This is a genomic window from Chromobacterium sphagni, from assembly GCF_001855575.1.
In the GTDB taxonomy this organism is placed as follows: domain Bacteria; phylum Pseudomonadota; class Gammaproteobacteria; order Burkholderiales; family Chromobacteriaceae; genus Chromobacterium; species Chromobacterium sphagni.
On record NZ_MKCS01000004.1, the window covers coordinates 103,971 to 121,545 of the forward strand.

At 60.8% G+C, this 17,575-nt stretch carries 25 protein-coding genes and 1 other RNA gene; 18 read left to right on the forward strand and 8 right to left on the reverse strand.

Annotated features, from left to right (window positions below):
• Positions 1–68: 68 nt before the first annotated feature.
• From BI347_RS21000 to BI347_RS21010, 3 genes are all read right to left on the reverse strand, one after another.
• A complete protein-coding gene (locus BI347_RS21000; protein WP_071117002.1) occupies positions 69–881 on the reverse strand; it encodes a hypothetical protein in 813 nt (270 codons plus the stop codon).
• 100 nt (positions 882–981) lie between these two features.
• A complete protein-coding gene (locus tag BI347_RS21005) occupies positions 982–1,737 on the reverse strand; it encodes a hypothetical protein (RefSeq protein ID WP_071117003.1) in 756 nt (251 codons plus the stop codon).
• Positions 1,718–2,179: a helix-turn-helix transcriptional regulator gene (locus tag BI347_RS21010; protein ID WP_052941626.1), complete on the reverse strand. Its 462-nt coding sequence runs from the start codon at positions 2,177–2,179 to the stop codon at positions 1,718–1,720. The genes BI347_RS21005 and BI347_RS21010 overlap by 20 nt, the downstream gene beginning before the upstream one ends.
• Positions 2,180–2,314: 135 nt before the next feature.
• On the opposite strand from BI347_RS21010, the gene BI347_RS21015 reads away from it, so the two are divergent.
• Positions 2,315–2,557, forward strand: coding sequence for a DNA-binding protein (locus tag BI347_RS21015; protein ID WP_047257758.1), 243 nt, complete (start codon positions 2,315–2,317; stop codon positions 2,555–2,557).
• 202 nt (positions 2,558–2,759) lie between these two features.
• On the opposite strand, the gene BI347_RS21020 is transcribed toward BI347_RS21015, so the two are convergent.
• A complete protein-coding gene (locus BI347_RS21020; protein ID WP_047257759.1) occupies positions 2,760–3,032 on the reverse strand; it encodes a hypothetical protein in 273 nt (90 codons plus the stop codon).
• Between the two features lie 111 nt (positions 3,033–3,143).
• Here BI347_RS21020 and BI347_RS21025 point away from each other — a divergent pair, with 111 nt between their 5' ends.
• The 15 genes from BI347_RS21025 to BI347_RS21095 all read left to right on the forward strand — a co-directional run bounded on the left by BI347_RS21025 (position 3,144) and on the right by BI347_RS21095 (position 11,389).
• The gene (locus BI347_RS21025) at positions 3,144–3,617 is read left to right on the forward strand and encodes a hypothetical protein (protein WP_071117173.1); all 474 of its coding nucleotides are present in this window, start codon (positions 3,144–3,146) and stop codon (positions 3,615–3,617) included.
• On the forward strand, positions 3,614–3,916 hold the full coding sequence (locus BI347_RS21030) for a helix-turn-helix domain-containing protein (protein ID WP_071117004.1): 303 nt from the start codon (positions 3,614–3,616) through the stop codon (positions 3,914–3,916). Before BI347_RS21025 ends, BI347_RS21030 begins: the two co-directional genes overlap by 4 nt.
• A gap of 14 nt (positions 3,917–3,930) precedes the next feature.
• Positions 3,931–4,923: a hypothetical protein gene (locus tag BI347_RS21035; RefSeq protein WP_047257761.1), complete on the forward strand. Its 993-nt coding sequence runs from the start codon at positions 3,931–3,933 to the stop codon at positions 4,921–4,923.
• Positions 4,924–4,934: 11 nt separating this feature from the next.
• Complete coding sequence (locus BI347_RS21040; RefSeq protein ID WP_071117005.1) at positions 4,935–6,722, forward strand: DDE-type integrase/transposase/recombinase; 1,788 nt, start codon at positions 4,935–4,937, stop codon at positions 6,720–6,722.
• Positions 6,723–6,733: 11 nt separating this feature from the next.
• A complete protein-coding gene (locus BI347_RS21045) occupies positions 6,734–7,930 on the forward strand; it encodes an ExeA family protein (RefSeq protein WP_071117006.1) in 1,197 nt (398 codons plus the stop codon).
• 1 nt (position 7,931) lies between these two features.
• Positions 7,932–8,237, forward strand: coding sequence for a hypothetical protein (locus BI347_RS21050; RefSeq protein ID WP_083339099.1), 306 nt, complete (start codon positions 7,932–7,934; stop codon positions 8,235–8,237).
• 30 nt (positions 8,238–8,267) lie between these two features.
• A complete protein-coding gene (locus tag BI347_RS21055) occupies positions 8,268–8,600 on the forward strand; it encodes a hypothetical protein (protein ID WP_071117007.1) in 333 nt (110 codons plus the stop codon).
• Entirely contained in the window at positions 8,594–8,968 is a 375-nt protein-coding gene (locus tag BI347_RS21060) for a hypothetical protein (RefSeq protein ID WP_071117008.1), read from the forward strand. Before BI347_RS21055 ends, BI347_RS21060 begins: the two co-directional genes overlap by 7 nt.
• A complete protein-coding gene (locus BI347_RS21065; RefSeq protein ID WP_043580010.1) occupies positions 8,965–9,576 on the forward strand; it encodes a DUF3164 family protein in 612 nt (203 codons plus the stop codon). Before BI347_RS21060 ends, BI347_RS21065 begins: the two co-directional genes overlap by 4 nt.
• A 1-nt stretch (position 9,577) precedes the next feature.
• Positions 9,578–9,838 (forward strand): hypothetical protein, encoded by a 261-nt coding sequence (locus BI347_RS21070; protein WP_071117009.1) that lies wholly within the window; start codon positions 9,578–9,580, stop codon positions 9,836–9,838.
• Positions 9,822–10,043 (forward strand): hypothetical protein, encoded by a 222-nt coding sequence (locus tag BI347_RS21075; RefSeq protein WP_071117010.1) that lies wholly within the window; start codon positions 9,822–9,824, stop codon positions 10,041–10,043. The genes BI347_RS21070 and BI347_RS21075 overlap by 17 nt, the downstream gene beginning before the upstream one ends.
• Positions 10,044–10,089: 46 nt before the next feature.
• Positions 10,090–10,362, forward strand: coding sequence for an HU family DNA-binding protein (locus tag BI347_RS21080; RefSeq protein ID WP_071117011.1), 273 nt, complete (start codon positions 10,090–10,092; stop codon positions 10,360–10,362).
• An RNA gene (locus BI347_RS21085) (hammerhead ribozyme type II) lies at positions 10,362–10,436 on the forward strand. The genes BI347_RS21080 and BI347_RS21085 overlap by 1 nt, the downstream gene beginning before the upstream one ends.
• Positions 10,437–11,039: a gp16 family protein gene (locus tag BI347_RS21090; RefSeq protein WP_083339100.1), complete on the forward strand. Its 603-nt coding sequence runs from the start codon at positions 10,437–10,439 to the stop codon at positions 11,037–11,039. It abuts the RNA gene before it with no gap.
• Entirely contained in the window at positions 11,036–11,389 is a 354-nt protein-coding gene (locus BI347_RS21095; RefSeq protein WP_043580017.1) for a Mor transcription activator family protein, read from the forward strand. The genes BI347_RS21090 and BI347_RS21095 overlap by 4 nt, the downstream gene beginning before the upstream one ends.
• Positions 11,390–11,584: 195 nt before the next feature.
• On the opposite strand, the gene BI347_RS21100 is transcribed toward BI347_RS21095, so the two are convergent.
• From BI347_RS21100 to BI347_RS21110, 3 genes are read right to left on the reverse strand one after another with little or no spacing between them, the layout of a single operon-like run.
• Complete coding sequence (locus BI347_RS21100; protein WP_071113201.1) at positions 11,585–12,259, reverse strand: phage terminase small subunit; 675 nt, start codon at positions 12,257–12,259, stop codon at positions 11,585–11,587.
• Positions 12,256–13,311, reverse strand: coding sequence for a phage major capsid protein, P2 family (locus tag BI347_RS21105; protein ID WP_071117013.1), 1,056 nt, complete (start codon positions 13,309–13,311; stop codon positions 12,256–12,258). The genes BI347_RS21100 and BI347_RS21105 overlap by 4 nt, the downstream gene beginning before the upstream one ends.
• Before the next feature lie 27 nt (positions 13,312–13,338).
• Positions 13,339–14,142, reverse strand: a complete 804-nt coding sequence (locus BI347_RS21110) for a GPO family capsid scaffolding protein (protein ID WP_071117014.1) — start codon at positions 14,140–14,142, stop codon at positions 13,339–13,341.
• Positions 14,143–14,292: 150 nt separating this feature from the next.
• Here BI347_RS21110 and BI347_RS21115 point away from each other — a divergent pair, with 150 nt between their 5' ends.
• On the forward strand, positions 14,293–16,056 hold the full coding sequence (locus tag BI347_RS21115) for a terminase ATPase subunit family protein (protein ID WP_071117175.1): 1,764 nt from the start codon (positions 14,293–14,295) through the stop codon (positions 16,054–16,056).
• The gene (locus BI347_RS21120; RefSeq protein ID WP_071112871.1) at positions 16,056–17,087 is read left to right on the forward strand and encodes a phage portal protein; all 1,032 of its coding nucleotides are present in this window, start codon (positions 16,056–16,058) and stop codon (positions 17,085–17,087) included. Before BI347_RS21115 ends, BI347_RS21120 begins: the two co-directional genes overlap by 1 nt.
• A gap of 62 nt (positions 17,088–17,149) precedes the next feature.
• On the opposite strand, the gene BI347_RS23775 is transcribed toward BI347_RS21120, so the two are convergent.
• The gene (locus BI347_RS23775) at positions 17,150–17,482 is read right to left on the reverse strand and encodes a hypothetical protein (RefSeq protein ID WP_139166999.1); all 333 of its coding nucleotides are present in this window, start codon (positions 17,480–17,482) and stop codon (positions 17,150–17,152) included.
• Between the last annotated feature and the right edge of the window lie 93 nt (positions 17,483–17,575).

A 17,575-nucleotide genomic window follows, 5' to 3' on the forward strand; every position in this document is an offset into this window, starting at 1 on the left:
GGGGTGGCATGTTTGGAGGGGCGTTTAATGCGCTTTAAAGCATGGACTTACAGGGCAGAAATGGCTTGCTAGGTTGATTTCTTGCAATGCGCAGGTTTGGCTTGCTCTACTATTTGCCCGGTTTGCTTATCAACGTCATACACAGTCAAGCATTCTCGTCCGCCGAATTTCTTTTTCAGCTCAGCATCTTCTGCGGCGACAGCCGATTTGATTTGACTATCCGTTGCGCGAAGCTGTTGCTCACACTTCTGCTTGGCCTTGTGATAAGCCGCTTCATCCTTACGCAGGTATTTCGTACTCTCTACAGTTCTCTCTCGCGTCGCCGAATAAGACAGCGACTGGAGCTGTAGCGCGGCATCTTGGCAATATGCAAAATGCTCACGTTGATCATCAGGCTGACGCTCTATCAAGGTCGGCCAACGTTCAAGCTCTGCTTGCAGTGGCTTCTGCACATGTTTGATGATGCCAGTGCCATCTCCTAACTGAATACCATCAATTAACGACTGTTCCGCTTCATTGATCACCCGCAAAGTGCCTTTGGCAAACTGCCGGGCTTCGGTCAGCCCCATCGGCTTGACATGCTCTGGTATGGCTTGCTTTGCTTCAACTTGTGTGAGCTTTTTCTGACTGGGAGCAGATGCAACAGTAGGTGCCGTCGATTCCTGGAGAGTGGATGCCGTTGAAGCGCCTTCCGGGGCGAAAAAACCTGCTGCTACTAGCGCAACTAATGACAGCATTCCCCCACCCAGCAAAAAGTGAAGCCGCTTTGGCACTTCCTCCGTTTTTTTTCCTTTGAATAAGGATGGGGCAACCGTGCCAATGATCGCTATCAGTGAAAAAAACAAGCCGATCAGCCCAAAAATACTTGCCACCATAGACATGGACCTCTCCCGACATGAGTAGTATTAGGAAACCTGCTGATGAACGCAGCAGGTTAGGTTTCATACGAATACCGCAACAGTACGGCATCTGGGAACAGACTCAGCGTTTGCGCAGCTTATGGGCAACGTGCAATGGTTGCCAATATGCCACTTGACCATTCTGGCCTGCTAAACACTGGATGTCTGGCGCATTTGGAAAGTCGATAATGCTGCCCAGCCGATACATTTGGCCTTGGTAGTTGCACTCATGCTGCTGACTCTGCAACTGCGCCTTAAGCGCGCTGGCCTGGGCTGATGAAGTATGGCTTAGATAGCCTAGGGAAATTGAAATCCCTATTGCCAGCACACTGATGGCAATCAAAACTTTCACACTGCGCTGCGCTTCGCTTAATGCCTGGGCACTGGCCACGCAATCCTCGCAAACAGTCTTATACCTGAGAGCCGGCTGCGTATAAGCGCTATAAGATGGCGCGGCTACATCATTGGCCGTTTTTTTGCTGGCCTTGTGTTCTGCAGCGTAAATTTCTTTCTTTAGCCAGCTATAGGCTTCTCGGAACCACTCAATCGGCAAGTCTTTGTACATCTTGCCGTGGAACTGGTTGGAAAAGCTGCGCCATACTTTTTCCATGTCACGTCCGCTGGCATTGGCAAGTTGCCGTACTAAATCCCGTATTTCATTTTGTTGTTGGAGTGTTAGCAGTTCCCCTGAGAGCAACTCTTCTCCACTACGGTCAACGTGGAGATTAATCACGTTATTATTATTGAAAAACGGGGATTGATTGGTGATATCCCCGTTAATGTTTTGCTCGTTGTAGTCGTTCTGGGCTACTCGATTGTTACTGCCCTCGGTCTTCATCGTCCTTGCTGCCTTTCGCACCGTGATACTCGCGGTAATTCTGGCCAGCCACCCGGTTGCCAGAACCACTCACGACAATTCCCTTGGCATTATCATCGCACGGGACTGTACTAACTGGCACTGACCTAAGGGCTAGTTTCGTGACGGCTTTGGCCAACTGGTTGGCATCCACCTTCTTTTCCAACGACAGCAAATCGATCGCGTCCAGCACCGCTTGATGGACAGCGGATTCGCCTATGCCCTGGCCTTGGCGTTGGCCTAGAAGGACATATTGCACATCAACGCCAGCTGCCGCCAAAGCTGCCAGCTGTACGGCTGTTGGAGATGAAACCCCTTTTTCCCAGTCGACAAGAGTACGCCTCTTCGCGCCTGCCTTATCTGCAAAAACCTCTTGCGTAAGGCCGAGACGTTCACGCTCTTCTTTGAGTCTCAACTCAATCAAAGTGCAAATCTCCACTCAAAATAATGTTGACATGTGCAGATTTCTGCACAATACTCAACTCACACCGTCCCACCACGAACGGCAACTTAAGCGGCACTCTCCCAAGCGCCGCCGCCCCTTGAATAGGAGCTAACCATGCAACTACGTACCCCAGCCCAGGCTCGCAAGGAGCTTCAGGACAAAGGGATTTCTATTACCCAATGGGCCATCGCCAACAAGTTCTCGCCCAACCTGGTTTTTGAAGTCTTGGGCGGCCGCAAGAAGTGCGTGCGCGGCCAAGCTCATGAGATCGCAGTCAAGTTGGGCATCAAGGCTGGTGAAATCTGCACCGACCCGGCCAATGCCTTGGCTCAGTCCCGTCGCCGCGTCGCAGCGTGAGGCCCGCCATGACTAAGTCACTACTTACTGATTCACACGAACCCGGCGCCATCCAAACCAGCATCGACGCGCTGTTTCTGCCTGAATCCCTGACCTCGCTACGCGCTCAGTCGGCTTTACGGCAGAGGCTAGAGCTAACTGCCGCGCAACACGAAGAGGCGGAACGCCTGTCTCCGTACCTGGGCATCAGCGTGCAGCAGGTTTACCGCAGACTGCGCTCCGGCGAGCTGTCCTTAACCTCCAAGTAACGGCCACTGATCATGTCTGCCCACGCATCCACTTCACTCATTACCGCAGCGATCTCGTCAGGGTCCGCAACGCTGGCCTTGGGCGCGGAGATGAATTGTTCCAGCTTATCGACCAGCGAGCGCGGGTCCAATTGGCCCGCCCGGATGGCGGCATCCAGCAGCGCCTCAATCATCAGGTTCTGCGCGGTGATTTGCGCTTGCAGCCGGGTTTCCAGGTCCATCGTCATGGTTTGCTTCCTTTCGTGGATTATCCGCTGTTCATGCTATGCGGCGCAAACCCGTTGCACCAGTTGCAAAACGCCATTTTGTTTGGAATGTCGGCCCTGGAGGGCATTCCAATGAGCCGCCGAAACTGGAAGCGCCTGCAGCCCAGCTCGCTGCGCCACGCGCTGGAGCTGTGCAAGGACTACGCCAAGGAAAAGCACAACCTGTCGGTGGAGCGGATCGCCGAACGGATGGGCCTGGCCGACCACTGGACGCTTTACAAGTGGATTCAAAACGGCCGCATGCCGATCTGCCTGGTTCGCGCCTATGAGGCCGTATGCGGCATCAACTACGCCACCCGCTGGCTGGCTGCCAGCGGCGGCTACCTGCTGATCGACATGCCCACCGGCCGCAATGCCTCGGCCGAGGACATCCAAGTACTTCAGCAGACCCTGAATGATGCGGTCGGCCTGCTGTTGCAGTTTCATGCCGGCAAAGGCCAGGAGGCCGACACGCTGGCCGCGCTGCAGCAGGGACTGGAGGGCTTGGCCTGGCACCACCGCAACGTCAAACGGCACCTGCAGCCGGAACTGGAGCTGAACCCATGAGCGCGCAAACCAATAAAAGCTCCGAGAAGGTGCTGGACGTGCTGACGGTGCTGCTAAGCCATTTTGCCCACGGCCTGACACCGGGTGAGCTGGCCAAGGCCACCGACCTGTCGCCGTCCAGCATCACCCGCTACGTGGCCACGCTGGAAGAAGCGGGCTTCGCGGAACGCATCCCCGAAACCGGTCGCATCCGTCCCTCGGTCCGGCTGGCCCAGCACGCGGTGGCGATCCTGCGCAGCCTGGAAGCCGCCCGCAGCCGGCTGGATGAACTAACCACCAGCATCACGCTTGAACGATAAGAGGAGTTCCCCGCATGGCACGCACCAAAACCACAGAAACCCCCGCAATCGCCCCAGCCGTTGAGCTGCGCCAGGACGTAGTGGACGCCGCGAACGTGATGGCCATCGCTCAAGCGAGCTATGGCGAAGAGCGCGACCTCGTCAATCAGCTGCTTGGCCAGGCTCAAATGGCCGAGGCATTTGGCAAGTTTTCCCAAACGGTTTGGAGTTCCAAACTGGCCTACGTCAAGGAAAACAAGCTGTACCGGGCATTGGCAGGCAAGAAAAGTCCAAACGGTTTGGAGTTGCAAGGCACATGGCAAGAGTTCTGCGGCCTGCTTGGCGTTTCGGATGAAAAGGCGAATCAGGACATCGCCAACCTTCGAACCTTCGGCGAGGAAGCCCTGGAAAGTATGTCCCGCATGGGCATCGGCTACCGGGAGCTGCGCCAGTTCCGAAAGTTGCCGGAAGACCAAAAAACTGCGCTGATCGAAGTGGCCAAGGCCGGCGATAAGGAGTCGTTCGTGGAGCTGGCCGAGGAGATCATTGCCAAGCACACCAAGGAAAAAGAGGCGCTGGCGCAGCGTGTGGAAGAGGCCGAGGCGAACCTGGAGGCGCGGTCGCGAGTGCTGCAGGACAAGAGCAGCAAGATAGACCAGCTGACCGAGGAAGTGGCCAAACTCTCCAACCCCTTGAAGACGCTCCCCTGGGACAAGCGCGTGGCGCCGTTCCAGCAGGAAATCACCCAGCGGCAATCGGTGCTGGATGCCGCCATCGCCAAGCACCTGGAAGCGGTGCAGGCGCTGGATGCCTGGCTGACCTCTGAAATCACCCAGGCCCCCGACTATGACCCGGAAATGCCGGCGCCGCTGCCGCCTGAGGTGCGCGCGGTGCTGCTGCACCTGGACGACGCCGTTACCCGCACCGCCATGCTGGCGGCAGAGCTGCGCGACGAGCTGGGCCGCCGCTTCGCCGCGGACATTGAGGACGCCCGCCGGAATGTCCTGACCGAAGGCAGCGAGGCGTAAGGGAGACGGCCATGTCCATGACACCGGAAATACGCGAGGTATTGCGCGGCCTGGCAGGCAAGCTGGACGCGGCGCGGCACGGCGAGCAAACCGCGCTGGTGCAAGAGGCGGCGGTATTCCTGGGCTGGTCGCCGCAGACGGTTTACCGCCAGTTAAAGCAGGCTGTGGGCTGGCAGTCCGGCCGCAAGCCGCGCGCTGACAAAGGCAGCACCGTGGTGGCAGAGGACGCCCTGGTGATGCTGGGCGCGGTGCAGCGCGAGGCCATCCGCGACAACGGCAAGCAGACGCTGTTCACCACCACCGCGCGCGGGATGCTGGAGCAGAACGGCATTGAGCTGAAAGTGAGCAACAGCCAACTGAACCGCCTGATCCGCGACCGCAAGCTGAACGTGGCCGCCCAGCGCTGCGCGGACCCGGTGCAGGCGCTGCGCGCGCCACATCCCAACCACACCCACGAAATCGACCCGTCGCTGTGCCTGGTGTACTACCTGAAGGGGCGTCAGCACATCATGCGGGACCGCGATTTCTACAAGAACAAGCTGGAAAACTTCGCCAAGGTGAAGTTCAAGGTGTGGCGCTATGTGCTGTACGACAAGGCCAGCGGCGTGATCGTGCCCTGGTACTGCGAATCGGCCGGCGAGAACCAGCACAAGTTGTTCGAGTTCCTGATGTTCGCCTGGGGCGAGCAGCCGGGCCGGCTGTTCCAGGGTCTGCCGCGCTTCCTGTTGTGGGACAAGGGCAGCGCCAACACCTCGGCCGCCATCAAGAACCTGTGCCGTGCCCTGGGCGTGGAGACGCTGGAACACCAGGCCGGCCAAGCCCGCGTCAAGGGCGGCGTGGAAGGCGCCAACAACATCGTCGAAACCCAGTTCGAGAGCCGGCTGCGCTTTGAGCCGGTGGAAAGCATCGAGCAGCTGAACCGGGCCGCCTTCGCCTGGAGCCGGGCCTGGAATGCCAACCTGATTCCCGGCCAGGACAGCCGGCTGCGTCGCACCGGCTTGGCCGACGCCATTGCGCGCATCGACCTGTGGCAGTTGATCCAGCCGCAACAGCTGCTGTTGCTGCCCCCGGTGGAGGTGTGCAAAGCGTTCATGACGGCCAAGGAGGAGACCCGCAAGGTTCGCCCTGACCTGACCATTTCGTTCAAGCATCCGCAGGCCGAACGCACCGCAGCCTACAGCCTGCGCGGCTTGGACGGGGTCAACGTGGGCGACGAGGTGCGCGTCAACGCCATGGTGTTCGGCGACTGCGCCATTCAGGTAACGGTGTCGGTCTACAACGGCGCCGACCGCGTCTACCAGGTGGAGCCGGAGCGCGGTTACGACGCCTATGGCCAGCTGCTGTCGGCCCCGGTGATCGGCGAAGCGTACCAGTCGATGCCGCAGACTGCGATAGAGCATGCCGCCAGCGCCATGGATGGCCAGGCCTACCCAGGCATGAGCGCCGAGGAGGTCAAGGCCGCGCGAGCCAAGAAGGCGACACCGTTCGACGGCGCGCTGAACACCCACAGCTATCTGCAGGACATCGAGTTGCCGGCCTATCTGCCGCGCCGCGGCACCGAGCACGCGCTGGCCGCGCCGGCTATCGAATACCCGCCGCTAACCCTGATTGAAGCCGCCAAGCAGCTAAAGCAGCGCGTCACCGCGGCCGGCGGCGAATGGACGCAAGACCGTTTCCAATGGCTGGCCCAGCGCTATACGGCCGGCGTACCCGAAGACCAGCTCGCCGCCATTGTGGCCGAGCTGACCAGCCCGGCAGCGGGCACCAAGACGCCGCTTCGCGTGGTGAAGTCGGCATAGAGGAGCAAGTCATGTTGAAGCTGAAGAGCGTGCTGCAAAAGGTGGGCCGTAAGCAGGCTGACCTGGCTGAGCACTTGAATGTCTCCCAGGCCACCGTGGCCCAGATCGTCAATCACGGCGAGTGGCCCAAGAGCCTGGATGAAGTTGACCTGCAGAAGAGCATCCGCCGCTATCTGCAGGCGCATGGCGCCAGCGATGGGGACATCGAAGGCGTATTTGAAGAGGTGAGCGAGCCGCGCGCCAACGCGGCCCGCTCGGTCTCCCAGACGAAAACCGACCAGGAATCCAACCAGGAGGAAACCATGTTACTACGCAAACAGACTTTGCTGCCCGCCACTCGCAAACATTTCAGCCTGTTCCGCGACCCGTTTGCAGATGACGCCATTCAGTCCAACGAGGACATGTTCATCAGCCCGGACATCCGCTACGTGCGGGAAGCCATGTTGCAGACGGCCAAGCACGGCGGCCTGCTGGCGGTGGTGGCGGAGTCCGGCGCCGGCAAGACCACGCTGCTGCGCGATCTGGAGGACCGCATTCAGCGCGAGGCCCAGCCGATCCAGATCATCAAGCCCTACGTGTTGGCGATGGAGGACAACGACAAGCAAGGCAAAACGCTCAAGTCGACACACCTCGCCGAGGCCATCATGGCCGCCGTGGCCCCGCTGGAGAAGCCCAAGAGCAGCCCCGAGGCCCGCTTTGCCCAACTGCACAAGGCCCTGCGCGGAAGCCATGCCGCAGGGTACCGCCACTGCCTGGTGATTGATGAGGCGCATTCCCTACCCATCGCGACTCTCAAGCATTTGAAGCGCTTCTTCGAGCTGGAGCAGGGTTTCAAGAAGCTGCTGTCCATCATCTTGATTGGCCAGCCGGAACTGAAGCTGAAACTGTCCGAGCGCGACGCGGCAGTGCGCGAGGTGGTGCAGCGCTGCGAGATGGTGGAGCTGGCGCCGCTGGAAGGCGCACGCCTGGAGGAGTACCTGAAGTTCAAGCTGGAGCGGCTGAACAAGCCGGTGGCGGAAGTGATCGACGAAGGCGGCATCAACGCGCTACGCGCCAGGCTGACCATCAACACCAAGCGGCTGGACCGGCCGGAATCCGTATCCCTGTTGTACCCGCTGGCTATCGGCAATTTGCTGACCGCGTGCATGAACCTGGCCGCCGAGATCGGCGCCCCGTTGGTGACTGCCGACGTAGTGCGGGAGGTGTGAGATGCAAACCGCCCCGATTCAGGCCAGGCGCCCGCCGTTCAATGCCCAGATGATGGCCGGCGCGCTGAAGGTTGCCTCTGCCATAGAGGCGCTGACCCAGAACAATTTCACGGTGGTGTCGGTGGAGCTGAACACCCCGACCCGGCCGACCATCAATATCCAGACCTGCGGCAACTGCCGCCGGATGATTGAAAACGGCGAGGCCGTGTACTTCAGCTTTGGCCGGGATACCTACTTTGGCCCGTACCGCCAGGGGCAGTTTGAGCTGGGCGGATGCCGGATTGTTTGGACGGAGATGGGGAACTGACCCCGTTACTCAAAATTCAAGGAGCCAGTCATGAACCTGAATCGCGAAGTGGCCTCGTTGCAACGCATCGCGCAATACACCTCTGCAAACATCACCCGCGCCTCGGCAGCCGGCCGCAGCTTCATCGAAATCACCCGCGCCAGCCCGGCCGCTCTGGAGCTGGTGGCGGATATCTACTCGGTGCGGTTCGAGCGCGAGGAGCGGATCGATACCAGCGTGCCGTTTGATACGGCGGCATGGGAGCAGGAAATGCTGGTGATGTCCGCCCCGGCCAATCGCCCGGCGTGGCGCCAGCTGTACCGAATGGCGCGGCAGATGATCAACGGCAAGCGCCAGCTGTTGCAGGCCGAGGCTGCATGCTGAAGCCAGCCGCGCCCGAGCTGGACGCTGCTACCAAGCAGCGTCTGGCCGAGGAGGTGGAGCGACTGGTGGCGATGGGCACCGACCGCAAGCAGGCCAGGCAGATCGTCTGGCTGGACTACCAGGACGAGCTGCAGCAGTGCCAGGTGGCTGCCCAGGCGGAAGTATCCGCCCCGGCCGAGATGGAGACAGAGGGGCCGGCCGCTCACGCGGAGGAGATGCCCGGCCCCGAACCGCCGCCGCCGACATTGTCGCCCAGACGATTTTGGCGGGCTGCGGACGAGGTGCCGCTGACGCCGGAATGGCTGGAAAGAAACCGGGCCGAGTTGGCCAAGGTGAAACGATTGGTAGGACTGAGGAGTGAGGAATGAACGCTATCCCCGAAGGGTACAAGCAGGACGGCAAGGGCCGGCTGGTGCCGATCAGCATCATCAAGCCGATAGACATCGCCCGCGACGAGTTTGTCGCCGAGGCGCTGCAGAAAGCCGTGGCCATGCAAGACCAACTGGCCCAATTCAAGGCTGGCTTGTTCGCCGACATTGAGGCGTTTGTCAGCCTGTCGGCCGAACGCTACCAGGCCGATGTCGGCGGGCAAAAGGGCAATGTCACCCTGACCAGCTTTGACGGCAATACTCGCGTACTGCGGGCCATCGCCGACACGCTGACATTTGATGAAGGCCTGCAGGCGGCCAAGGCGCTGATTGATGAATGCGTCCACGAATGGACCGAGGACGCACGGCCGGAGGTGAAGGCGCTGATTGCCGACGCCTTTCAGACCGACAAGGCCGGCAACATCTCGACTGGCCGAGTGCTGGGCTTGCGACGGCTCGACATCCAGGACGAGAAGTGGCAGCGCGCGATGCGGGCGCTATCCGAATCGGTTCGGGTGCAGTGCTCCAAGGCCTATGTCCGCATCGAACGGCGCAGCGAAGGCACTGGCAAGTTCGAAGCGGTACGGCTGGATTTGGCGGGGGTGTGAGATGCAGACAGATGATCAAGAGTTCATTGGTTTTGTGGAGCAATTGCAGGAATGGCATGCGGGCCAAGTCGCTCAGCTGCGGCTCATTACCGAGAACCGCACAGTAGACCTCAGGCTGAACGATTTGGAAGTCTCGGCTGGTAGTGACATAGCCAAGGGGCTTCGTCTAGGCATTGAGATCGCTCTGCAGAAGCTGGGAACGCTGCCATTTACCGTCAGAGAAGAAGAGATCGAGGAGGATTCGGATGGGCAAGCTGATTAACCCGTTTGAGTGGGACAAAACCACGCTGCGAGATGTGTTTGAAGAAGCTGAAGCCACGGTTAACAACCAGTTCGACATCGTGGAAATGGAGCTGGCAGATGGTCGTTCAGTCGTGATGGCCCTTATCGCAGGAACGAGTGCGCAGCCAATCGCCCAGATATTGCGGGAGGCCAAAGAGACCGCAAGCGATGTGCGAGCGGATTAAACACTACGCCGCTTTGACAATTTCTTTTACCCGCAAGGAGCAAACCATGACCAAGCAAGACCTGATCAAACACCTGGCCGCCCACGCGGATGTCACCAACAAGCAAGCCGAATCCGTTCTCAATGCGCTAACCACCGCGGTGCTGGATACCGTGAGGGCGGGTGGCGAGCTGACGATCTCTGACCTCGGCAAGTTTGGTACCACCCAGCGCGCAGCTAAGACCGGCCGCAATCCAAAAACCGGCGAAGCCATCCAGATCGCCGCCAAGCGCGCGCCCAAGTTCTCCCCGGCCAAGGCGCTGAAGGACGCCGCCGCATAAAGCGAAACCGCGCACATAGAAATATGTGTGCGGTCTGCCCGGCGTGGTTGCCGGGTACTGATGAGCAGCCAACGATGAACGCAAAGACTCAAGACCGACAGCGATTGATCCGCCTGATCCACGTAGCCAAGCGTGATCTGGCCCTGGATGACGACAGCTACCGAGCCATTCTCCAGCGGATTGGAAAGAAGGCATCCGCGGCTGACCTGGCCGTTCCAGAGCTAAACCAGGTGTTGGAATACCTGAAGCGCAGCGGATTCAAGGTGCGTTCCAAAGCGCAGCCCGCCACTCAGTCGCGTCCGCTGGCTCAGGACGAGCAGCACAAGAAGATACGCGCGCTGTGGTTGTTTCTGCATCAGATCGGCGTGGTCAAGAACCCCGCCGAGAGCGCGCTGGCCGCGTATGTAAAGCGGATTACCGGGCGCGATGCTATGCAGTGGCTGGCCGGAGATCAACTGGAGCAGGTGATCGAATCATTGAAGAAGTGGGCGATGCGTTCGCTGCCCGATTTGGTACAGAAGCTGGCGGCCGAGGTGCAACACCTTCCGCTGACAGCTACGCAGCGCAACGAGCTAAACCAGCGGATGGCTACGGCCATGGCGCGCAAGACGTTCGAGCCAATGTTGAGCGCCTGGGAAGGTCTGACCGCCACCCTCAAGGCGAAGGAGAAAGCATGAAGCCCATCCATACCCGCAGCAAAGGCCCGGAGCTGCTGTCCGATCTGGCCGACCACATCGCCGAGGCTCTGCAGGAGCTGGCCAGCATTGAACGGGAAATCGGTGAGCAACTGGGCAGCGAGATCGCCAATCGAATGGCGGCGCACTGGGGCGGACAGAACATCTACTTTCCGATGGGGCTGTCGGTCAGGTTGTCGAAGCGGGACCGGAAGATATTCGAGGAGTTCACCGGAGACAACCACGGCGACCTGGCACGCAAATACGGTGTCAGCCTGCAGTGGATTTACAAGATCGTGAAGGCCGTCCGGCGCGAGGAAATAGAGAGCCGCCAGGGCGACATGTTCGGCTGAAAGTGGTGGGCCGACCGGCTCACCACCCTTTGCAATACGTGAAATAGATTTCCAAACTGCCATCCATCATCTTCCCGTATCATCCCAGCTGGTCCCGATTATCACGTTACTATCTGGTGGGTTTATCCCTCACCCCTTCAGTCGGCGCAATGCCTGGCGTCCACCCCCTGCCGTCAGTCGCGCGGGGTCGCTCGGTTATGCCTCGCCGCCATCGGGCGGCGGGACAGTGTTTTTCAGGGTGCGGATGACGCGCTCGATGTCTTTTTTGACGCCGGCGTTGCCGTCCAGCTGCTGGGCGCGGCGTAGATGTTCCAGCGCCGCGGCCGGGTCGGCGGCCTCGATGGCCAGACCGCTTTCCTTGTGCAACTTGGCGCGCACTTGGTCGGGCATGTCGTGGCCGTCGGTCAGCTCGGCGGTGTAGGTCAGCACCTGGCAAGCAAAAGACTCGCCGCCAACGCGGGCGCGCTTGGCGGCGTCGGCGATTTCCTCGGCGATGGTGGTGGCGGTGGTGCGATTGAACCGGTCGGGCAGCGGCAGGCCGTGCGCCAGCACGTACTCGGCGATGTCCAGCGCGCCGCCGTAGTCGCCGGCGTCGATGCGCCACAGCATCACCGTCACCAGCACTTCATCGGGCTGGCCCTTGCCGCCGGACAGCGCGCCCTCCACCCACGGCAGGTAGTCGGGCAGGATCTCGCGCTTGACCTCGGCCTTGCGTTCCATCGACTGCACCTGTTTCAGGCGGCGGCGGTCCTCGGCCAGCTTGTGCAGCATCAGCTCATAGCCGGTGCAGTGTTCCAGCCCGCCGGCGGCCGAAGCCGAAGCCTCGGCCGCCGTCACGCGCAGGAAGTGGGCGCGGGCGGGGCTGGTCATTTGTCGGCCTCGTCCTTTGCTTGCGGCGGCGGGGGCGGCAGCTGCTCGATGTTTTCAATCACGCAGCCGGCCTCGTAGCGCTCCACCACGTAGGCGTCGTTGCTGCTCTCGTAGTTGGCCACCTGATTGAAGTCCGGCTCTTCGCGCAGATGGCGGCGGCGGCTGCCGTTCTGGAAGTAGATCGACAGATTGGCCAGCGTGGTAATCAGCATGGTGCTGGCGGGGAAGAAGGGCACGGTAACGGCCGGCAGATTGCCGATGCGTTTCTGGCTGATGACGATGTCGGCGGCCAGTTGCTCGGTCGGTTTTTGGTCTTGATTGACGATGGGGAAATACTTGTCATGCAGCAGGTCGCGGCCCAGGATCACCACCAAGTCGGGGTGGCCTTGCAGGGTCGGGTCGATCAGGCTGGCCACGGCGTCCATCACCAGCGCGTCGAGGTTGGCGTAGTCGCCGCCATGGCCCACCAGCACCTTGCCGTCTTTCTTGTCGCCGCTGGCCATGACGCGCGCCTTGGCGTTGTCGCGGTACTGCTGCAGCCAGCCCTTGTTGACGTCCTGCAGCAGCGGGAATTTGTCGCGGTCAGTCTGCGGCGCCGCGGCGACGCCGTTGAAACCGATCATCATGCGGTCCAAGCCTTGCTGCTTGACGATCAGGTCGCGGATGCGCGTCTGGAAGTCCGGGAACTTGGCCCACATGTCGATTTGCGCATACGGGATGGCGGTGTCGAACTCGGTTTGCTCGCAGCGGTAGCGCTGGCTGTTCAGGTCGGTCAGGTTGCGCGGGCGGCGCGGGTTGGTCGGCGTCACCTTGGTGCGGCCGGCCACGGTGCCCATCAGGCCCAGGCCCAGCTTTTCGCCTTCCTGCTCGTCCACGCCGATGATGTTGATGCGGGTCAGGAACTCGCTGGTTTCTTGGATGCGGTTTTCCAGCTTCTGCTGGACGGACGGATTGACGGCGAAGGTCTTGGTGACGGCGTCGGCGCTGACATGGTTCAGCTTGGCGATCTGGTCCAGCAGCTGGTCAAAGGCGTTGCGGGTTGCGTTCTTCATTTTGGCTCCGGTGTAGTGTTGGGGGGCTTAGCAGTCGGTGACGACTTCGGCGTTGCCGCCGGTGGCGGTGGTGCGCGGCTGGGTGCTGGGCTGCTGGCTGAGTTTCTGCACCAGTGCGGCGTGGTTGGCGCTGAGGGTGGCCAGCTGGGTTTTGACGGATTGGAGTTCCCCCTGCTGGTGGCCCAGGGTGGCGAACTTGTCCAGCAGGTCGCGTTGAGACGCGGCAACGGTCTCTACCGCCTGGCCGATGTCGGCGAATTGGGCGGCGTCGGTCTTGCCCTTGCCGGCCAGCAGTTCCTTGACCCTGGCGAACAGGTTGAGGCTGGGCTTGTTCTCTTCTTCCAGCTCCAGCGTGAATTCCATCGCCTCGGTGAACAGGTTTGCCGGCTGCTGCTTGTAGCGCGCCAGCGGGCTGGCTTTGGCGTTGGCGCAGAATTGCAGCATCTCGCAGCCCAGGCTGGCTGGGTCGTCGGTGACGGCAAGGCCCACCAGATACGCTTCGCCAGAGTCGGCAAAGTTGGGGTTCACTTCGATGGAGCAGTACACCTTCTGCCGGGCCTTATTCATCGCCACCAGTTCGTCGGTGGGATCAATCACGGCGAATAGCGCCAGCTTGCCGTCTACTTCTTCGGTGGAGACTTCCAGCACGTCGCCATAGCGCTTGAACGGGCTATCCGTGGTGTAGGCCTTGATGTGTTCCATGTTGACGCGGGCGCCGTAGGTGGCTGGGTTGTAGTTGGCGGCGATCTGTTCCAGCCAGCTGCGTTCGATGTTGCGGCCGTCGGTGGTGGCGCCTTCGGTGGCGACGCGGAATTTCTTTGCTCTTGCCATGTGTCGGGTGTCCTTACGAGGGTGTCGGTGGTGGCGATGCGCCCATAATCCGGCCCTCGCGGGCGGCCCGCCATCGGTGGCTGTTGTGTGGCGAACCGGCACAACCGGCAGGCGGCGAAAGGCTGGCCGGCGCGCGGCACACTGCCCGGCATGAACTCAAAACTCCCGATTCCCGACGATATGGACCCGCGCCGAGTGGCGCGCGCGCTCTACTGGCAGGGCTGGCGCATTGCGCGCATTGCCGAGCATGTGGGCGTGAAGCCGGCGACGGTGCATAGCTGGAAACGGCGCGACGCCTGGGACGATTCCGACCCGGCCGACCGCATCGCTTCCACCATCGAAACGCGGATGCAGCAGCTGATCCTGAAAGAGGACAAAGAGGGAAAGGACTTCAAGGAAATCGATCTGCTCGGCCGCCAGGTGGAGCGGCTGGCGCGGGTGGGCAAGTATCAGCAGACCGGGCGCGAAACCGATTTGAACCCGAACATCGCCGCGCGCAATGCCGGGCCGAAGAAGCCGCCCGAAAAAAACGCGATCAGCGAGGAGATGCAAGCCCAGCTGGTGGCGGCGTTCATGGACCGGATGTACGGCTACCAGAAGAACTGGTATCGCGCCGGCCAAACCGAGCGCATCCGCGACATTCTGAAATCCCGCCAGATCGGCGCCACCTATTACTTTGCGCATGAGGCGCTGATTACCGCGCTGGAGACCGGCCGCAATCAGATTTTCCTATCCGCGTCCAAGGCCCAGGCGTTCCAGTTCCGCAGCTACATCGTGGACTTCGTCAAAGAGGTGGCCGGCGTTGAGCTGAAGGGCGAGGTAATCAAGCTTGGCAACGGCGCGGAACTCAGCTTCCTAGGGACCAACAGCCGCACCGCCCAGGGCCGCCATGGCGATCTGTATGTCGATGAATACTTCTGGATTCCGCGCTTTCTGGAACTGCGCAAGCTGGCCAGCGCGATGGCCTCGCAGAAGCAATACCGCCAGACCTACTTCTCCACCCCTTCGGCCATGTCGCACGAGGCATACCGGGTCTGGACCGGCGAGGCGTTCAACAAGGGCCGGCCCAAGGCCGAACACATCCGGCTCGATGTCTCGCATCACGCTCTGGCCGGCGGCGGGCGCGGGCCGGATGGCCGCTGGCGCCAGATCGTCACCATCTTGGATGCGCTGGCCGGCGGCTGCGATCTGTTCGATGTGGACCAGCTGCGGCTGGAGTACAGCCCGGAAGAGTTCTTGCAGCTGTTCATGTGCCAGTTCATCGACGACGGCGCCAGCGTGTTCTCGTTCGCGGCGCTGCAACGCTGCATGGTGGATGCCTGGGACGAGTGGGACGACTACAAGCCGTTCGCCGCGCGGCCATTCGGCAACCGTCCGGTCTGGCTGGGCTATGACCCGAGCCATACCGGCGACAGCGCCGCGCTGGTTGTGCTGGCGCCGCCGGCCGCGCCGGGCGGCCCGTTCCGCGTGCTGGAGCGCTCGCAGTTCAAGGGCATGGACTTTGCCGGCCAGGCGGATTTCATCCGTCAGCAGTGCCAGCGCTTCAACGTGGCTTATATCGGCATCGACACCACCGGCCTAGGGACCGGGGTGTTCCAGCTGGTGAAGCAGTTCCGCCCGGACGCGGTAGGGTTCCAGTACAGCCCGGAGGTGAAAACCCGCCTGGTGCTGAAAGCCTTGGACGTGATCCACAATGGCCGGCTCCAGTTCGACGCCAGCCACAACGACATTGCCGCCAGCTTCCTGGCGATCAAGAAAACCACCACCGCCAGCGGCCGCGCCATCACCTTCGCCGCCGGCCGCTCGGAAGAAACCAGCCACGCCGATCTGGCGTGGGCAACCATGCACGCCCTATTCAACGAACCGCTGGAGGGGGCCACCGCGGCTAACTCCAGCTTCATGGAGTTCTGCTAATGTCCCGACGCCACAAGAAACCCGCCGTCCGATCCACCACGATGGCCGCCGCGCCGGCGGAGGCCGGCAGCATGCAGGCGTTCAGCTTCGGCGAGCCGGTGCCGATGCTGGACCGGCGCGAGATCATGGATTACTTGCAATGCACTGACGCCGGCAAATGGTATGAGCCGCCCATCGCCTGGGACGGCCTGGCGCGCAGCCTGCGGGCCAACGTCCACCACGCCAGCGCCTTGGCGGTGAAGCGCAATGTGCTGGTCTCGACGTTTCAGCCCCATCCGCTGCTGAGCCGGGCGGCGTTCGCCAGCCTGGTGATGGACTTCTTGGTGTTCGGCAACGGCTATCTGGAAAAGCGGCGCCACCGCCTGGGCGGGGTGCTGGAGCTGAAGCCGGCGCTGGCCAAGTACGTGCGGCGCGCCAAGGACCTGGCCGGCTTCTGGTGGGTGCCGGGCTATGATCAAGAGCAGGCGCTGGGCGAGGTGTTCCACCTGCTGGAGCCGGATATCAATCAGGAGGTGTACGGCCTGCCGGAATATCTGGCCGCGCTGCAATCGGCCTGGCTGAACGAGTCGGCCACGCTGTTCCGCCGCAAGTATTACCTGAATGGCAGTCACGCCGGTTTCATCATGTACATGACGGACCCCGCGCAAAAAGAGGAGGACGTCGACGCGATGCGCAAGGCGCTGAAGGACAGCAAGGGACCGGGCAATTTCCGGAACGTGTTCATGTACGCGCCCAACGGCAAGAAGGACGGGATACAGATCATTCCGCTGGCGGAGGTGGCGGCCAAGGACGAGTTCTTGAACATCAAGAACATCACACGCGACGACGTGCTGGCGGCGCACCGGGTGCCGCCGCAGCTGATGGGTGTCATCCCCAGTAATACCGGCGGCTTCGGCGACGCCAACAAGGCGGCCAGCGTGTTCTATGAAAACGAAATCAAGCCGCTGATGATGCGGCTGGAGGAGGTCAACGAGTGGGCAGGGGAGAAGGTGATCCAGTTTGGACCGTATGCGCTGGCTATGCAGACGTGAGCGTGTTGCATGTCAAAGATGAAGCCCCGCAACGGCGGGGCTTTAGTTTGTCTATAACGGTGTTACTCGTCATGGCGCAGTACATCCGAGGCATAGTCCGCGATATCGAGATGTCCCATGGGATGGCCCATAAAAATGCTTCCTCTTAAAACATGTTTACTATTTTCTGATGTTGGGTTGACTTCAAATATTTTAACTAGTAGGCCGGAGGGGGCGGATTGGATAAGGACTTGACCTTTCTTGTCGGTGATCGGGTTTGAGGCAGATCGTGTAATTTCTAAGGAAAATGAGAGATTCTCTTTAGTTAAAGTATAAAGTTCTGTTGGGCCTTGCTGGTTTAGGAAACTTTGGTATCCATCAGCTTTAAATAGCCCACCTTCAAACATAATTTGCATTTGATACCTTTCCTCATGTTACACCAGGCTGGTGCCTGTACGGAAAGTTATAAAATTTAGGCAGATATTTCAAGCGGTCGATGCTAAGTGGTG

Excerpts from the sequence above, each read along its gene's own strand:
- BI347_RS21005 (WP_071117003.1), bottom strand. The coding sequence starts at position 1,737 with ATGAAGACCGAGGGCAGTAACAATCGAGTAGCCCAGAACGACTACAAC.
- BI347_RS21095 (WP_043580017.1), top strand. The coding sequence starts at position 11,036 with ATGAAGCCCATCCATACCCGCAGCAAAGGCCCGGAGCTGCTGTCCGAT.
- BI347_RS21050 (WP_083339099.1), top strand. The coding sequence starts at position 7,932 with ATGCAAACCGCCCCGATTCAGGCCAGGCGCCCGCCGTTCAATGCCCAG.
- BI347_RS21110 (WP_071117014.1), bottom strand. The coding sequence starts at position 14,142 with ATGGCAAGAGCAAAGAAATTCCGCGTCGCCACCGAAGGCGCCACCACC.
- BI347_RS21045 (WP_071117006.1), top strand. The coding sequence starts at position 6,734 with ATGTTGAAGCTGAAGAGCGTGCTGCAAAAGGTGGGCCGTAAGCAGGCT.
- BI347_RS21100 (WP_071113201.1), bottom strand. The coding sequence starts at position 12,259 with ATGACCAGCCCCGCCCGCGCCCACTTCCTGCGCGTGACGGCGGCCGAG.
- BI347_RS21105 (WP_071117013.1), bottom strand. The coding sequence starts at position 13,311 with ATGAAGAACGCAACCCGCAACGCCTTTGACCAGCTGCTGGACCAGATC.
- BI347_RS21080 (WP_071117011.1), top strand. The coding sequence starts at position 10,090 with ATGACCAAGCAAGACCTGATCAAACACCTGGCCGCCCACGCGGATGTC.
- BI347_RS21075 (WP_071117010.1), top strand. The coding sequence starts at position 9,822 with ATGGGCAAGCTGATTAACCCGTTTGAGTGGGACAAAACCACGCTGCGA.
- BI347_RS21020 (WP_047257759.1), bottom strand. The coding sequence starts at position 3,032 with ATGACGATGGACCTGGAAACCCGGCTGCAAGCGCAAATCACCGCGCAG.
- BI347_RS21030 (WP_071117004.1), top strand. The coding sequence starts at position 3,614 with ATGAGCGCGCAAACCAATAAAAGCTCCGAGAAGGTGCTGGACGTGCTG.
- BI347_RS21070 (WP_071117009.1), top strand. The coding sequence starts at position 9,578 with ATGCAGACAGATGATCAAGAGTTCATTGGTTTTGTGGAGCAATTGCAG.
- BI347_RS21090 (WP_083339100.1), top strand. The coding sequence starts at position 10,437 with ATGAACGCAAAGACTCAAGACCGACAGCGATTGATCCGCCTGATCCAC.
- BI347_RS23775 (WP_139166999.1), bottom strand. The coding sequence starts at position 17,482 with ATGCAAATTATGTTTGAAGGTGGGCTATTTAAAGCTGATGGATACCAA.
- BI347_RS21060 (WP_071117008.1), top strand. The coding sequence starts at position 8,594 with ATGCTGAAGCCAGCCGCGCCCGAGCTGGACGCTGCTACCAAGCAGCGT.
- BI347_RS21025 (WP_071117173.1), top strand. The coding sequence starts at position 3,144 with ATGAGCCGCCGAAACTGGAAGCGCCTGCAGCCCAGCTCGCTGCGCCAC.
- BI347_RS21000 (WP_071117002.1), bottom strand. The coding sequence starts at position 881 with ATGTCTATGGTGGCAAGTATTTTTGGGCTGATCGGCTTGTTTTTTTCA.
- BI347_RS21040 (WP_071117005.1), top strand. The coding sequence starts at position 4,935 with ATGTCCATGACACCGGAAATACGCGAGGTATTGCGCGGCCTGGCAGGC.
- BI347_RS21055 (WP_071117007.1), top strand. The coding sequence starts at position 8,268 with ATGAACCTGAATCGCGAAGTGGCCTCGTTGCAACGCATCGCGCAATAC.
- BI347_RS21015 (WP_047257758.1), top strand. The coding sequence starts at position 2,315 with ATGCAACTACGTACCCCAGCCCAGGCTCGCAAGGAGCTTCAGGACAAA.
- BI347_RS21035 (WP_047257761.1), top strand. The coding sequence starts at position 3,931 with ATGGCACGCACCAAAACCACAGAAACCCCCGCAATCGCCCCAGCCGTT.
- BI347_RS21120 (WP_071112871.1), top strand. The coding sequence starts at position 16,056 with ATGTCCCGACGCCACAAGAAACCCGCCGTCCGATCCACCACGATGGCC.
- BI347_RS21115 (WP_071117175.1), top strand. The coding sequence starts at position 14,293 with ATGAACTCAAAACTCCCGATTCCCGACGATATGGACCCGCGCCGAGTG.
- BI347_RS21065 (WP_043580010.1), top strand. The coding sequence starts at position 8,965 with ATGAACGCTATCCCCGAAGGGTACAAGCAGGACGGCAAGGGCCGGCTG.